This is a genomic window from Gordonia sp. QH-12, from assembly GCF_001578675.1.
GTDB classification, from domain to species: domain Bacteria; phylum Actinomycetota; class Actinomycetes; order Mycobacteriales; family Mycobacteriaceae; genus Gordonia; species Gordonia sihwensis.
In genome coordinates this window covers 116,732-132,053 of record NZ_KQ969289.1, presented here as the reverse complement: position 1 = coordinate 132,053, position 15,322 = coordinate 116,732, and the positions used below count along the sequence as shown (strand labels likewise).

Below are 15,322 nucleotides of genomic sequence, written 5' to 3'. Positions count from 1 at the left end.
TCCCGGCCGCGTTTCCCGGGGCCGACCGCTGCGACGAGAGGCCCGACCGGGCGAACCGGTCGGGCCTCTCGTCAGCGGACTCTGAGCGTCAGCCCAGGCGATCGCGCAGGTGCTTGAGCTGGTCGGCGAGCTCGGCGGGGAGCTTGTCCTTGCCGTCCTCGACGAACTCGAACCACTCCTCGATGGTCGGCAGTTCGTCGCGCCATTCGTCGGCGTTCACCGCGAGTGCCTCGGCGAGATCGGCCTCGGAGACGTCCAGTCCGGTGAGATCGAGCTCGCCCGGCGCCGCCACGATGCCGATCGGGGTCTCGACGCCCTCGACGTTGCCCTCGATGCGATCGACCATCCACTTCAGGACGCGGCTGTTCTCGCCGAAGCCCGGCCACAGGAAGCGGCCGTCCTCGCCGCGGCGGAACCAGTTGACGTAGAACACCGCGGGCAGCTGCGCGCCCTCCTTGCGGCCGATGTTCAGCCAGTGCTTGAAGTAGTCACCGACGTGGTAGCCGAGGAACGGCAGCATCGCCATCGGATCGCGACGGACGGTGCCCACCTTGCCCTCGGCCGCGGCGGTCTGCTCGGAACCGACGGTCGCGCCCATGAAGACCGCATGCTCCCAGTCGCGGGCCTGGGTGACCAGCGGCACGGTGGTCTTCCGGCGACCGCCGAAGAGGATCGCCGAGATCGGCACGCCCTGCGGATCGTCCCACTCGGGAGCCAGCGTCGGGCACTGCGACATCGGGGTGCAGTAGCGCGAGTTCGGGTGGGCGGCGTTGGTCCCGGACTCGGGGGTCCAGTCGTTGCCCTTCCAGTCGATCAGGTGCGCCGGGGTCTCGCCGCCGATGCCCTCCCACCACACGTCGCCGTCGTCGGTGCGCGCGACGTTGGTGTAGATCGTGTTGCCTGCCTCGACGGTCTTCATCGCCGTCGGGTTCGAGTCGTAGCTGGTGCCCGGTGCGACGCCGAAGAAGCCGAACTCCGGATTCACCGCGTACAGCCGGCCGTCCTCGCCGAAGCGCATCCAGGCGATGTCGTCGCCCACGGTCTCCGCACGCCATCCGTCGAGAGTGGGGTGGATCATCGCGAGGTTGGTCTTGCCGCACGCCGACGGGAACGCCGCGGCGACGTAGTAGACCTTGTCCTCGGGGCTGATCAGCTTCAGGATCAGCATGTGCTCGGCCAGCCAGCCCTCGTCGTGCGCCATCGCCGAGGCGATGCGCAGCGCGTAGCACTTCTTGCCCAGCAGCGCGTTGCCGCCGTAGCCCGAGCCGTAGGACCAGATCACCCGGTCCTCGGGGAAGTGGACGATGTACTTCTCGGTGTTGCAGGGCCACGGCACGTCGGTCTGTCCCGGCTCCAGCGGGGCGCCCACCGAGTGCAGGCCCTGGACGAAGAAGCCGTCCTCACCGAGCGCCTCGAGCACCTTGGGGCCGACGCGGGTCATCACGCGCATCGACAGCACGACGTACTCGGAGTCGGTGATCTCGATGCCGAGCTTGGGATCGTCCGATCCGAGGGGACCCATGCAGAACGGGATGACGTACATGGTGCGTCCGCGCATGCAGCCGCGGTACAGCTCCGTCATGGTCGCACGCATCTCGGAGGGCTCCACCCAGTTGTTGGTGGGGCCTGCGGCTTCTTCGGTCTTGCTGCAGATGAAGGTGCGAGATTCGACGCGGGCGACGTCCGCGGGGTCTGAGAGCGCCAGATACGAGTTGGGCTTGCGCTCGTCGTTCAGCTTGGTGATGGTGCCGGACTCGACGAGTTGCGCAGTGAGGCGATCCCACTCCTCGTCGCTGCCATCCGACCAGACAACTCGGTCGGGCTGCGTCAATTCGGCAACCTCGGCCACCCAGGCGATGAGCCCGGCGTGCTTGGTAGGGGCGCTCCCGGGCTCGACGCCCGGAATTGTCGCAGCGGTCATGCGGATCTCCTCATCGAAAACTCACGGGTGCCTGCGCGCAGTGGCTGTGCGAACGCATACTGGCCCCAGGATACGCCCCATACGCCGTGGACCGAACCCCCGGGCATCGCGACCAGCGGCTATTCGAGTCGGCCCAGCGTCGTCGGACTCCACTCGGCGTCATGCTCGCCCAACGCCCCCGCGTCGACTCGGCAATCTGTTCGCAGAACGGACACCCGGTCCACTCGCCCGTCCCCGTCGGTATCGGCGACGATCGCCGGGGAACCATCGACCTCGCAGGTCAGCGAGTCACGGACACCGTCTCCGTTCGCATCGAACTCCGCGGGCCCGAGGTCCCACAGGGCACCGTCCGAGTACCACCACAGGTGGTCGTGAACATCGACACCCGGCGAGTTCTCAGCGTCGGACATCACACCGAAGCCGGACAGGTGGTGCACCCCTCCCTCCGGGGAGATGAGACCATCCTCACTGTCTCCGGCGAGTCCTCCGGTCAATTCGTCCATCGGTTCCATCAGACGCGAGCGGGTCGCGTCCGGTTCCATACCTCTCTCGTGAACTGAGCTTCGGCCGCGCCGGCCCTGGTGCCGATGCGGTGTTCCATGCCGAGCCGCCTCGACGCGATCACCTCAGCGGCCCACCGTTCCAGCCGCGCGCGATCGGCGGATGCGCGGCGGACGGACACCACCCATGCGGCGAGCGCGACGCCGCCCAGGAGGGTGAGCACGGTCCCGGCGATGCCCAGTCCGGCCCACTGCAGGGTCGGCGCGATCACCATCCGGCCGATTCCGAAACCCATCGATGCGCCGAGGAGCAGCACCATGACGTCCTCGGTGCGGCGACCGCCCTGCGGTCGAGGCACGACCCGCGTGCCGTTCCCGAACGGCTCGGGCGGAGACGGCGGAGACGAGCCGCCGGCCAGTCCGCCGACGGCCGCTGCCCGTACCTGATCGAGCCGCTGCGCGAAGTGGTCCATCACCCGGTGTTCGAGCGCGTCGAGCAACGACGGCAGCCAGTCGGTGAAACCGGGAGCGGCGCTGGCGTCCGGCACGCAGCGATGCACATCGGACGTCGCGGCCCGCAACGATTCGATCGCCTCCGCCCTGGAGGCGACGATGCCCGCTCGCAGTCCGGCGAGCCGATCGGCACGGATCAGCGCGACCGACTCCGAGGGCGGCTGCGCCCTCTGTCCGCTCTCGGCCTGTCCGTTCTCGGCCCGCGCGGGAGCCCGGGGAACGGCTTCACCGTCGGCCCGATCGCGGCACCAGCGTGCCAGTTCCGGGACACCCGACGCGGAACCGGAAGCGCTCGCGAGCGCCGCGGAGGTCGCGAACACCGGAAGTCCGCGCTGCGGATCCAGGCGGCGCCGCGTCTCGGCCAGCGCTTTCGGCCATGCCGGGAAGGCGTCGACGCGACATGCCACGAGTGCCGTCGGCAGGCCCGCCGCGGCGAGTTCGGCCAGCAGCAGGTCTTCTTCTTCGCACGCCGGCATCGACGAGTCGATCGCCAGCACGGCCGTCCGCGCCCGCGCGGCCTGCGACGCGGCGTCGGCGGGGCTGCCCGCGACGAGGATCTCCTCCCGCAGCCCGGCGGCCGCCAGTGCAGCGGCGAGTCCCGCCGGATCGGCTCCGGCGGTTCCGGCGATCAGCAGAGTCATCGGACCCGCTCCCCCGCCAGACGCCGTTCGACCGCGACGCGGTCGAAGCCGCGGGCCGCATGCAGGCGCAGCCCCGAGAGTCTGCGCACCCGGCGACCGCGCGCGATCTCCGCGGAAGCGGCGGCGATCGGCGCGACCAGCGCGTCCAGACCGCTCGCCTGCCGCAGCCGCACCGCCAGCGCCTGCGCGTCCAGGTCGGGGTCGGTCGATACGGCGGCCAGCGACTCCACGAGACCGGCGCGACCGAGCAATGCGAGGAGCCGCGCTGCGGAGCCCTGGTCGGGCGCGGCTGCGGCGAACGCTGCAGCGGACTCGGGAACGCGGACCCCGGCGGCCGCCCACGACCGTAGGACGTCCACGTCAGCTGAAGTGATCCGCGCCGCGGCCGGCAGTGCGGACACCGGATGCACCGGACAGGCGAGATCCTCGCTCGCGTTCGCGGCGAGGCGGTCGGCGTCGGGCCGGGTGTCGGCCTTCGCGGCGACGACGACCACCGGCACCTCCGCTGCCCGGATCGCGGCGCGATCACAGGCCCGCGCCTGTGCGCCGATGACCCGGATCAGCAGATCCGCGGGGTCGTCGAGGCGCCGGTCGTGATCCGGACCGTCTCCCCGGTCCTGACCGACCGGTCTGGCGACCACTCCGAAGCGCGCGGCGAGCGCGGCGGCCATCGTCGAACTGCCCGCGCCGGGCGCCCCGGAGACGTCGACCACCAATGGTGTGCGTGCGAAGTCCGGCCCGTCGAATGCGAGGCCGCTGAGAATGGGTTCCACCCCGTCCACCTCCCCCAAGGTGTCTGCGTGCACTGAACCTACCCCGCAGGTCCGACATTGTGCGGCGGTCGCCGGAATCGGGCGGTCCGAGGCGGCTGATCGGGGTGTCCGTTGTGAGCGAGCACCGTAAATAGGACACCATGGAACGGTGAACACCGACGCCGCCGATGGATCGGCGCCCGACACCGACCGCTCCCGCCTCTACCCGAGAGTCACCAGCTTCCGGTTCCGGCGCGGGACTCTGACCCCCGGACAGCAGCGCAATTGGGAGACTCTGTGGCCCCGGCTGGGTCGCGACCTGCGCACCGGACCCGACCGCGCGGACGAGCCACCGCTCGAGGCGGCGGAGTGGTTCGGACGGCAGGCTCCCCTCATCGTCGAGGTCGGCAGCGGCACGGGCATCTCCACCGCGGCGATGGCCGAGGCCGAGCCGGACGCCGACGTCGTGGCCGTGGAGGTGTACCAGCCCGGGCTCGCGCAGTTGGTCGGCCTCGTCGACCGAGCCGGACTGACCAACGTCCGCATGGTCCGCGGCGATGCGACCGTCGTCCTCTCCGAGCTCATCGGTCCCGACACCCTCACCGGCGTCCGCGTGTTCTTCCCCGACCCGTGGCCCAAGTCGCGCCATCACAAGCGGCGTTTCCTGCAGTCGGGCACCATCGAACTGATCGCCGATCGACTCAAGCCCGGCGGCGTCCTGCACATCGCGACCGATCACGCCGATTACGCGCTGTGGATCGCCGAACTGCTGGCGACGCAGCGTCCGGACCGGCCGCATGTGGTGCCGCTGACCTTCGACTCGCCGATTCTGCTCGACCGCCCGACCACCAAGTTCGAGGGCCGCGCCCAGGAGGAGGGCCGAGAGGTCAACGAGTTCGTCTACGTGAAGCCGCATCCCAAACCCACGCGCACGGAGACCAGGGAGGACGACGCATGAGCCCCGAGTTCGCGGAGACGATCTCCGGCGCGAGCAGTGCTCGCCGACTGCTGCTGGTGTGGGACGCCCCGAATATGGACATGGGTCTCGGAGGAATCCTCGGCGGCCGCCCGACCGCCGCGCACCGGCCGCGGTTCGACGCCCTGGGCCGCTGGATTCTCAAGCGGAACGCCGCTCTGGCGGCGAGTCTGCACGCCGAGGTCGAGCCCGAAGCCACCGTCTTCACCAACATCGTGCCCGGCAGCGCCGACGTGGTGCGCCCGTGGGTGGAGGCGCTGCGGAACGTCGGTTACGCGGTGTTCGCCAAGCCGAAGCTGACCGAGGACAGCGACGTCGACGCCGACATGCTCGACCACATCCAGGTGCGACGTCATACACCCGGCCTCGCCGGTGTGATCGTCGCCTCAGCCGACGGCCAGGCCTTCCGGGAACCGCTGCTGGAGATCGCGGCCGAAGGCGTGCCGGTCACCGTCATCGGTTTCCGGGAGCATGCGAGCTGGGCGTTGACCTGCCAAGAGATCGAGTTCATCGATCTCGAGGAGATCCCCGGCGTGTTCCGCGAACCGCTGCCGCGGATCAGTCTCGACTCGCTGCCGGACGAGGGTGCCTGGCTCACCCCGTTCCGTCCCCTCACGGCGTTGCTCAAGTAGACAGGTCTTCAGAGACCTGAAGCCGTGCGCAGGTTTTCTCAGTTTAGGCTGCGAGAATCGCACTTTCGGTACCCGCAAGTAGGAAGGACACCGGCGTGTTCGGATCCATCGGCTCATTCGTCTACCGAATGCGCTATACCGTCATCGCCGTCCTCGTCGCATTGATGGGCGGTCTGGGGCTGTACGGCATCAACCTGCCGCAGTACCTGTCCCAGAGCGGATGGTTCGACCCGGGCTCGGAGTCGGCCCAGGGATCCGTCATCGCCGACACCGCCCTCGGGCGAGACCACAAGTCCGACGTGATCCTGCTGATCACGCCGCCTGCGGGGACCAAGGTCGACGATCCGGCGTTCAGCGCCAAGACCGAGAACATCGTCGACGACCTGGTCAAGGAGCATCCGGACATCGTCAGCCGGGAGTCCGGCGACGGGCACGCTGGCATCATCGATCCGTTCGAGAAGGCCGACGCGGGCGCCGGTCAGACCGCTGCCGAGATCAAGCAGTCCCGGATGTGGACGGCCGACCGAAAACACGGTTTCGTGTCCATCGGCGTCGCGGGTGACGACGACACCACGATCCTGAACAACTACAAGACCATCGAGCCGTTCTTCGACGGGCTCGCCGAGCGGTACGACCTACCGGGAACCAAGTTTCAGTTGGCCGGTCTGCAACCGATCGCGGCCGCGATGAGCAAGGGTATGGAAGACGACATCTCGCGTGCCGAGCTGATCGCGCTACCGGTGGTGGCGATCATGCTCCTGTTCGTCTTCGGCGGCGTGGTGGCGGCCGTGCTGCCGGTCTTCATCGGTGGTCTGACGATCGCCGGCTCCCTCGGCATCATGAAGGTGCTGGCGCAGCTCACCGAGTTGAACATCTTCGCCCAGTCGGTGGTCACGCTGATCGGTCTGGGCATCGCGATCGACTACGGCCTGTTCATCGTCAGCAGATTCAGAGAGGAAATGGCCGAGGGATACACGGTCAAAGCCGCGGTCCGAAGAACCGTGATGACCGCGGGCCAGACCGTGGTGTTCTCGGCGACCATCATCGTCGCCGCGCTGGCCTGTCTCCTGATGTTCCCGCAGGCCTTCCTGAAATCCGTGGCGTACGGGGCGATCGCGTCGGTCGGTCTGGCCGCCATCCTGTCGATCACCGTCCTCCCGGCGATCCTGGCGATCCTGGGCCGCCGGATCGACGCGCTGAGCCTGCCCTTCCTGCGTCGGACCAAGACGCGCGAAGAGATCGAGGCCGGATTCTGGGGCCGCCTGTCCGGATGGGTGATGCAGCACCCGGTCAAGACCGCGGCACCCACGGTCCTGCTGCTGCTGGCGCTGATCATCCCGTTCGGCAACATCCAGTTCGGCGGCATGACCGAGGCCTATCTCCCGCCCGACAACGCGAACCGCGTCGCGCAGGAGGACTTCGACAAGTACTTCCCGACCGAGCGCACCGAAGACCTCAAGCTGATCGTCACCTACGACCAGAACACCGACGACGCGGCGGGCAAGATTCAGCGGATCGCCGACGAGGCCAACCAGATCCCCGGGTTCACCAAGCAGTTCTCGCCCACGGCCGACGGCGGAGCCCTCGAAGGCGTGTACGGCGACGACGAGACCGGGCTCGGCGTGACGCAGATGTCGGCCGGTCTGGTGGACCGCAACACCGCACCCGAGGCGATCAAGAAGCTCCGCGAGATCGACGACCAGGGCATGACCGTCTACGTCGCCGGCACCCCGACCCTGACCCAGGACTCCATCGACGCGCTGATCAAGCTGCTCCCGTGGATGGCCATCCTGCTGGTCCTGGTCACCGGCCTGCTGATGTTCCTGGCGTTCGGTTCGGTCATCCTGCCGATCAAGGCGGCACTGATGACCGCGCTGGGTCTGGGCTCCACGCTCGGGATCCTGACGTGGATCTTCATCGACGGTCACGGCTCGTCGATCGCGAACTTCACTCCCGGCCCGCTCTTCGCGCCGGTGCTGGTTCTGATCATCGCGATCATCTACGGCCTGTCGACCGACTACGAGATCTTCCTGCTCTCCCGCATGGTCGAGGCCCGGCAGCAGGGTGCGTCGACCACCGAGGCGATCCGGGTGGGCACCGCGCACACCGGCCGCATCATCACCGCGGCCGCGGCCATCCTGGTGGTGGTCACCGGCGCGTTCGGCCTGTCGGACATCGTCATGATGAAGTACATCGCCTACGGCATGATCGCAGCGCTGATCCTCGATGCGACGGTGATCCGCATGCTGCTGGTGCCGTCGATCATGAAGTTGCTCGGCGACGACTGCTGGTGGTCGCCGCGCTGGATGCAACGACTGCAGCAGAAGATCGGCCTCGGCGAGACCATCCTCGAGGACGACCCGAGCCAGAAGCGCCCCGACTACTTCGACGCGGTGCCGGCGGGCACCTCGGGCGGTGTCGTGGCCGCGGCGGAGGCACCGACCACCGCGATGCGGGTACCGTCCGGAGTGGCCGAACGTCCAGTGGCCGGACGGGCCGAGCCGACGGGGCCCCGCCGCGCGCTCTCGCGGCACGAGACGCCGGGTGAGTCCGACAGCGGACCCCAGCCCACCGCCGACAGCACGCTCGACGAACTCGTCGACGACGAGGTGGTCGCGCCGTCCGCCGCGCGCACCGACCGCCGCGGCTCCGGCCCCGACACCGGCTCGTGGAAGCTCGGACTCGGCGGCGTCCGCCAGGTGAGCCCGGATCAGCGCCCACGACCGCAGGCAGCCCCGTCGGCACGACCGCAGACCGCACCGCCTGCACCGCAGCCGCGTCCGGCGCGGACGCCGATCGCACCGACGACGGGCGGTGCGACGCCCGCTGCACGGCCACAGGGACCCGCTCCCACCGCCCCGGCGACCGCGCGCCGCCCGATCGGTGCACCGCCGGTACCGCCGCGCCGGGTTCCGCCGCGCCCGGTGGTACCGGGTCAGAGCGGCCCGCAGCCCGTGGCTCCTCGCCCGGCGACCGACCAGCCGCAGGCTCCCGCGCCGCGCCGCGCCCGGGCCACTCCCCCGGCACCGACACCGCCCCCGCGCCCGACCGCACCGGCAACGGAGGCCCCGGCCCGTGAGCCCGCGGCACCCGAGCCGCAGGCCCCTTCGCGCGAGCTCCGCGCCGACCGCGGCGAGGAGGGAACCCAGATCAGCGTGCAGGATCTGCTGCGCCGGAGCCGTCGGGCACAGCAGGACGGGGAATAGGTCCCTCGCTACCGGGCAGTTACGCTGTAGCGCATGCCCAACGACGACGCCGACCACGTCGCCGCGGACCCGACGCCCGAGGGCGGGTCCTCGCGACCGTGGCGCCGTTGGCTCCGATGGGGTTTGATCGTCCTCGTCGTCGCCATTCTGGTCACCGAGGGCGTGATCGTCTGGCCCAAGCTCACACAGACCTGGGCGCGCATCGGCGAGCTCCGGTGGCAGTGGGTCTTCGTCTCCATCGTGGCTGCTCTGCTGTCGATGGACAGCTACGGCCAGGTGCAGCGCGTCCTGATGCGTTCGGCAGGCGTCCGGGTCCGGCAGCGCGAATCACTGGCGGTGATCCTGGCCTCGAACTCGGTGTCCCAGACCCTGCCCGGCGGACAGGTCCTCGCTCCGGCGTTCATCTACCGCGAGAGCCGGCGCTGGGGCGCGACACCGGTGGTCGCCTCCTGGCAGCTGGTGATGTCCGGGCTGCTGGCGGGCGCCGGACTGGCGCTGCTCGGTCTCGGCGGAGCCCTGCTCGCCGGCGCCAAGACCAGTCCGTTCTCCGTGATCTTCAGCGTCTCACTGTTCGTCGTGTTCGTGGCGGTCGTGCAGTACATGGCCAGTCATCCCCAGGTGCTCGAGACCATCGCCGCCCGGCTGCTCGGCTGGTTCAACGAGCTGCGCGACAAGCCCGCCGACTACGGGACAGACCGACTCCACCAGATCATCACCCAGCTGCAGGCGGTGAAGCTCGACCGGCGCAACGCCGTCGAGGCGTTCAGCTGGAGCCTGTTCAACTGGGTCGCTGACGTTCTCTGTCTCGCCGCCGCCTGCTATGCGATCGGCGCGCATCCCTCGATCTCGGGTCTGATGGTCGCCTATGCCGCGGGCAAGGCGGTCGGCACCGCGGTTCCGCTGCTGCCCGCCGGCATCGGCGTCGTCGACGGCGTCCTGGTCGCGGCCCTTGCCTCCGCGGGCATGGGCGCCGCGGATGCGCTCACCGCCGTCCTGATCTACCGCATCATCAGCTACATCCTGATCGCACTGATCGGTTGGGTCGTCATCGCGGTGCGGTACCGGGGTGCGTTCAAGTCCCGGCGCAGTCTGGACGACGAGATCGCCGAAGACACGACGCAGAAGTATCCGGTCATCGACCCCGGACAGCTGGATCGACGGTCCGACGACGGTCGCGATCCCGGTGCCGGCGAGACGCCGAACACAGGGTAGGGAAGGCCGGCCGGTCCGGGGATACGGTGGGGACATGACCGCACCCGTATCCGTCGCGCCGGTTCAGCGACGTCTCGTCCTCCCCGCCGTCGCCGACTTCGCGGCGATCTGCGTGTTCGTCGCCGTCGGCCGCAGCAGCCACGATGAGGCCGGCTCGTTCACCGGATTTCTGACGACCCTGTGGCCGTTCCTCGTCGGAGCGATCGCCGGCTGGGCGATCGCCGCCGCGACCACCCGGGGCCGAGACCTCGCGCCCGCCGCACTCTGGCCCGCCGGCGTCGCGGTCTGGGTCTCGACCGTCGTCGTCGGGATGCTGCTGCGCGTGGTCTCCGGGCAGGGCACGGCCCTCTCGTTCTGCATCGTCGCCACCATCGCGACCGGTGTCCTGCTGCTGGGCTGGCGCGCCGTCGCCGGTCTGGTGACGCGGCGCCGCGTCACTTCAGCGTGAAGTACTTCTGCGCCACCTGAAGGGCCGCGGTACCGGACTTGTCGCCCTCGCAGTAGATGACGATGATCTTGCCGCCCTGAGAGCCGACGAACCAACCGGGTCCCTGTGGCCCGTTGGTGCCGACCAGCGCCTTGAGCCCGGGAGCACGGGTCAGATCACTGGCGTCGCCGGTCTTCGCCGTGGTCGTCATGGACGCCTGGATCCGCCGGACCACGCCGTCGTCGAGTTTGCCCAACTGGCCCCCGGTGACCTTGGTCTTCGACCCCTTGATGACGAACGGCGGAGCCGCGGTCCGGTCACCGCCGGCTCGTTCCAGGGCGACTCCCAGGGCCGCCATGTTGATCATCGACGCCGTGTAATCCTTCGGGTGGTACGCGGCGGCGGACACCTTGGGCGCGGTGCCGCTCGGCAGGCTCATTCCCGGAACCGTGAACTGCAGGCCCAACCCGAGTGAGTGCAGCACCGACTCCGCGCTGTGCTGATCGGCGCCCTTGCCCTCCGCGGCGATCGCGTCGAACACCGGGTCGAGGGTGCTGCCGACGGGATAGGCGATGCCCGCCTCGATGTTCTTGGCGGCCGCGGCGTCGTTCTGCGCCATCCCGCGGATCGCTCCGGTGGCGGCGTCGAGGGTCATGATCGTCGCCGGCTGCGCCACCTCGACGGCGGCGTCGCCCAGGGTGAGCTGTTCGTTCGGGTCGATCGTCGTCACGATGTCCGGGCCCGCCCCGCCCTGATGCCCGGCGAGTTTCTGCGGCGGCGCCCCGGGCGCCACGAGCTGCACCTGCCAGCCGGCGGTGGCGTCGCGGATCGCGTTCCAGTAGTTCGTCAGACCGGCGCTCAGAGGGGTCGACAGCCGGCGGTCGGTCATCACGAGCATGCCCGACTTGTTGACGTTGACTCCCGCGATCCGAGCCGGATCGGAAGTGAGAATCTGCATGTCGGAGTCGCGCAGCGTCACCGCGACCACCTGCCGTCCCTGGGAAGCGGCGAGCTTGTCGTCGATCGATTTCACCGTCACCATCGGGGCCACCGGAGCCACCGCGTTCGCCAGCGCTCGCACCGACTTGTCGAGATCCTTGGTCGCGGCCGGGTCGATGGTGATCTCGTTGACCGGCTCCATCTGCATGAACGGCTTGCCCGACGCGCTGCGCACCACCGGCGCCGGAGTGGCGTCGGTGCGGACCTCCTGCAGTCGGCCGTCCGGGGTGAGGCCGGTGTACAGCAGCCCCGGATCCCACTGGACCTTCCAGCCGGAGGAGAGCCGGCGTGCCGACCCCGAGGTCTTGGTCTGGAAACTCCGGTCGCCCGCCCAGTTCCACGTGATGGTCAGGGTGAACGAGGCGCTGCCGTCGCTGTACTCCACGAGCCGCCCGGTGTCGACGGACACCTCACGCGGATGCATTCCCGCGAACGTGACGCCGAGCAGCTCGGCCGCCTGACTCGGCGACGTCGTCAGGTCGGCCGCTCCCTGCGTGTCCTGCCTGCTGATCGCGTCCGCGAATGCCGAGACCGCACGCGAAGCATCCGAATCGTCGTCGGAAGAGCACGAGACCATGGCGAGAACCACGGCCAGCGCAGCGACGACAGCGAACACCGCTCTTCCAACCCGCGAAACCATAGTCCCAATTATCACTTCATTCCCACCCGTTTCTCTGGCCACAAGCTCGCATTCCGGGAACTATGTGGTCACAATCGCACAACGCGCCGCTCACGGCATCCGTTCCGGGCGACGGAGGACAATGGACTCCATGAGCACGTCCATCCTGCGTTCCACGGACCGCGCGCGCACCACCACCGGCTGGCTCGACTCGGCCCACTCCTTCTCGTTCGGCGACCATTACGACCCGGCGAACACCCACCACGGCGTGCTCCTGGTGCAGAACGAGGACGTGATCTCGCCCGGTGAGGGCTTCGACACACATCCGCACGCGGACACCGAGATCGTCACCTGGGTGCTGTCGGGATCGCTGGTCCACCAGGACTCCGAAGGACACAGCGGCGTCATCTATCCCGACCTCGCACAGCGGATGAGCGCAGGCACCGGCATCCTGCACTCCGAACGCAACGACGACGCCGAGTCGGCGGACGAGTCGGTGCACTTCATCCAGATGTGGGTGATGCCCGACGAGTACGGCATCACACCGGGCTACGAGCAACTCGACATCTCGGGCGAACTGCGACCGGGACGCCTCGTCACCGTCGCCTCCGGTTCCCCCCGCCACGACTCCGCGATCCGAATCGCCAACCGCGGGGCCACCCTCTCCGCGGCCAGACTCACTCCCGGACAGACCATCGCGGTGCCGTCGTCCCGCTTCACACACCTGTTCGTCACCCGCGGCACCGCGCAGGTGGAGGGCGAGACGCTGGAGGCCTCCGACGCCCTGCGCGCCACCGACTTCGGCGGAACCGTCGTCCGGGCGGCCACCGATTGCGAACTGCTCGTCTGGTCGATGGATGCGCGGCTCGGGGAATAAACCCCGGCGTGATGTCACTATGGAGGACGTGACTATCGAGCAGACCTCCGGGCTCGACCTCGAGTGGGTCGAACCATCCGTACGCGCCGCAGACGACCTCTTCACCCACGTCAACGGGAAATGGCTTGCCAGCCACCGGATTCCGGACGATCGCAGCATCGACGGAGCGTTCCACGTGCTGCGCGACAACGCTGAGGAGGACGTCCGCGCGATCGTCGAGGAGTGCGCCGAGGGCTCCCCCGAGTCGGGCACGCCCGCAGCCAGGATCGGCGACCTCTACGCGTCGTTCATGGACGTCGATCGGGTCGAGGAACTCGGGGTCGCACCGATCGCCGATCAGCTCCAGGAGATCGCCGGCGTCTCCGACACCTCCGAACTGGCCGCTCTGATGGGGCGTCTGCAGCGCGAGGGGGTGGGCGGCCTGTTCGGCTTCTACGTCGACACCGATGCGCGACGGTCCGACCGCTACCTGGTGCACATCACCCAGAGCGGTCTCGGACTGCCCGACGAGTCCTACTATCGCGAAGACAATCACGCCGCCGTGCGCGAGGCCTATCGCGCTCACATCGCCGCGATGCTCGGACTGGCCGGTGTCGCCGACGCACAACGGCAGGCGACGGCGATCTTCGACCTCGAGACCGCGATCGCATCGCATCACTGGGACGTGGTGCGGCGACGCGACGCCGAGGCCGCCTACAACCTGCGGACCCTCGCGGAGTTCGGCGATCTCGCCGCCGGTTTCGATCTCGCCGGCTGGCTGACTGGTCTCGACGCGGGCGAGACGTTCGCGGAGGTGGTGATCGGTCAGCCGTCGTTCATCGAGTCGAGCGCCGGACTGCTCACCTCGCAGCCGCTCGATTCATGGAAGAGCTGGCTCGCCTGGCGGCTGCTGCGCACCGTCGCACCGTATCTCTCCAGCGACTTCGTCGACGAGAACTTCGCGTTCTACGGCAAGACCCTCACCGGTGCCGAGGTGATCCGCGACCGATGGAAGCGCGGTGTCGGTTTCGTCGAGCAGGCGGCAGGCTTCGCGGTCGGCGAACTATACGTGGAGCGACACTTCCCGCCCGAGGCGAAGGCCCGGATGGACGAACTGATCGCCAATCTCGTCGAGGCGTATCGCCGCAACATCGGCGATCTGCCCTGGATGACCGAGGCGACGCGCGCCCGGGCCCTGGCGAAACTCGACAAGTTCACCCCCAAGATCGGCTACCCGGCCAAGTGGATCGACTACTCGACGCTGGAGGTCGACCGCACCGACCTCGTCGGCAACTCCCGCCGCGCCGCGGCTTTCGAGACCGCACGCGAGCTCCGCAAGATCGGCCGCCCCGTCGATCGCGACGAGTGGTTCATGACGCCGCAGACGGTGAACGCCTACTACAACCCGGGGATGAACGAGATCGTCTTCCCGGCGGCGATCCTGCAGCCCCCGTTCTTCGATCCGAACGCCGACGACGCGGCCAACTACGGCGGCATCGGCGCGGTGATCGGCCACGAGATCGGCCACGGCTTCGACGACCAGGGCGCGAAGTACGACGGCGACGGCAACCTGGTGGACTGGTGGACCGACGACGACCGGGCCGAGTTCGGCAAGCGCACTTCGGCACTGGCAGCGCAGTACGGCGAGTTCACGCCTCACGGGCTGGACGAGAAGTACAAGGTGAACGGCGAGTTCACCCTCGGTGAGAACATCGGCGATCTGGGTGGGCTGTCGATCGCCCTGGTGGCGTACGAGATCGCGCAGGAGAAGTCCGGCGCCACGCCGCCGGTGATCGACGGACTGACCGGACGGCAACGGGTCTTCTACAGCTGGGCCCAGATCTGGCGTACCAAGACCCGGGACGAGGAAGCCATCCGGCGTCTGGCCATCGACCCGCACTCGCCGCCGGAGTTCCGCTGCAACGGTGTGGTCCGCAACGTCGACGCCTTCTACGAAGCGTTCGACGTCGTCCCCGGCGATGCGCTGTATCTGCCGCCCGCCGATCGCGTCCGCATCTGGTGAGGCAGCCGACCGGCGCTCTCGATGGTGCGAACACCGCATAGCCGG

Annotated in this window: 12 protein-coding genes; 7 read left to right on the top strand and 5 right to left on the bottom strand. The window is 69.0% G+C overall.

The annotated features are described in order from the left end of the window. Nucleotides 1–88 precede the first annotated feature (88 nt). The 4 genes from Y710_RS09205 to Y710_RS09190 all read right to left on the bottom strand — a co-directional run bounded on the left by Y710_RS09205 (nt 89) and on the right by Y710_RS09190 (nt 4,348). A complete protein-coding gene (locus tag Y710_RS09205) occupies nt 89–1,921 on the bottom strand; it encodes a phosphoenolpyruvate carboxykinase (GTP) (RefSeq protein ID WP_006897427.1) in 1,833 nt (610 codons plus the stop codon). Between the two features lie 119 nt (nt 1,922–2,040). Then, nucleotides 2,041–2,424, bottom strand: a complete 384-nt coding sequence (locus tag Y710_RS09200; protein WP_231650293.1) for a DUF6802 family protein — start codon at nt 2,422–2,424, stop codon at nt 2,041–2,043. A gap of 8 nt (nt 2,425–2,432) precedes the next feature. Then, complete coding sequence (locus Y710_RS09195; protein ID WP_062367291.1) at nt 2,433–3,575, bottom strand: hypothetical protein; 1,143 nt, start codon at nt 3,573–3,575, stop codon at nt 2,433–2,435. Beyond that, nucleotides 3,572–4,348, bottom strand: a complete 777-nt coding sequence (locus tag Y710_RS09190) for a hypothetical protein (RefSeq protein WP_231875715.1) — start codon at nt 4,346–4,348, stop codon at nt 3,572–3,574. Before Y710_RS09190 ends, Y710_RS09195 begins: the two co-directional genes overlap by 4 nt. A gap of 148 nt (nt 4,349–4,496) precedes the next feature. On the opposite strand from Y710_RS09190, the gene trmB reads away from it, so the two are divergent. From trmB to Y710_RS09165, 5 genes are all read left to right on the top strand, one after another. Continuing rightward, nucleotides 4,497–5,285, top strand: a complete 789-nt coding sequence (gene trmB / locus Y710_RS09185) for a tRNA (guanosine(46)-N7)-methyltransferase TrmB (RefSeq protein ID WP_062367287.1) — start codon at nt 4,497–4,499, stop codon at nt 5,283–5,285. Beyond that, on the top strand, nt 5,282–5,935 hold the full coding sequence (locus Y710_RS09180; RefSeq protein WP_045540559.1) for an NYN domain-containing protein: 654 nt from the start codon (nt 5,282–5,284) through the stop codon (nt 5,933–5,935). Before trmB ends, Y710_RS09180 begins: the two co-directional genes overlap by 4 nt. A 95-nt stretch (nt 5,936–6,030) precedes the next feature. Continuing rightward, nucleotides 6,031–9,141, top strand: coding sequence for an MMPL family transporter (locus Y710_RS09175; RefSeq protein ID WP_062367285.1), 3,111 nt, complete (start codon nt 6,031–6,033; stop codon nt 9,139–9,141). Between the two features lie 33 nt (nt 9,142–9,174). Then, complete coding sequence (locus Y710_RS09170; RefSeq protein ID WP_006896817.1) at nt 9,175–10,353, top strand: lysylphosphatidylglycerol synthase transmembrane domain-containing protein; 1,179 nt, start codon at nt 9,175–9,177, stop codon at nt 10,351–10,353. 34 nt (nt 10,354–10,387) lie between these two features. After that, a complete protein-coding gene (locus Y710_RS09165; RefSeq protein WP_006896818.1) occupies nt 10,388–10,801 on the top strand; it encodes a DUF3054 domain-containing protein in 414 nt (137 codons plus the stop codon). Here Y710_RS09165 and Y710_RS09160 read toward each other — a convergent pair. Then, complete coding sequence (locus tag Y710_RS09160; protein WP_045540028.1) at nt 10,788–12,419, bottom strand: NTF2-like N-terminal transpeptidase domain-containing protein; 1,632 nt, start codon at nt 12,417–12,419, stop codon at nt 10,788–10,790. The genes Y710_RS09165 and Y710_RS09160 overlap by 14 nt on opposite strands. Before the next feature lie 130 nt (nt 12,420–12,549). On the opposite strand from Y710_RS09160, the gene Y710_RS09155 reads away from it, so the two are divergent. Together Y710_RS09155 and Y710_RS09150 are read left to right on the top strand one after the other, a co-directional pair. Then, nucleotides 12,550–13,275 carry a pirin family protein gene (locus tag Y710_RS09155; protein WP_197462929.1) on the top strand — a complete coding sequence of 242 codons (726 nt, stop codon included), beginning with the start codon at nt 12,550–12,552 and terminating at the stop codon, nt 13,273–13,275. A 19-nt stretch (nt 13,276–13,294) separates the two neighbouring features. Further along, nucleotides 13,295–15,277, top strand: coding sequence for a M13 family metallopeptidase (locus Y710_RS09150; protein WP_062367281.1), 1,983 nt, complete (start codon nt 13,295–13,297; stop codon nt 15,275–15,277). The last annotated feature ends 45 nt before the right edge of the window (nt 15,278–15,322 follow it).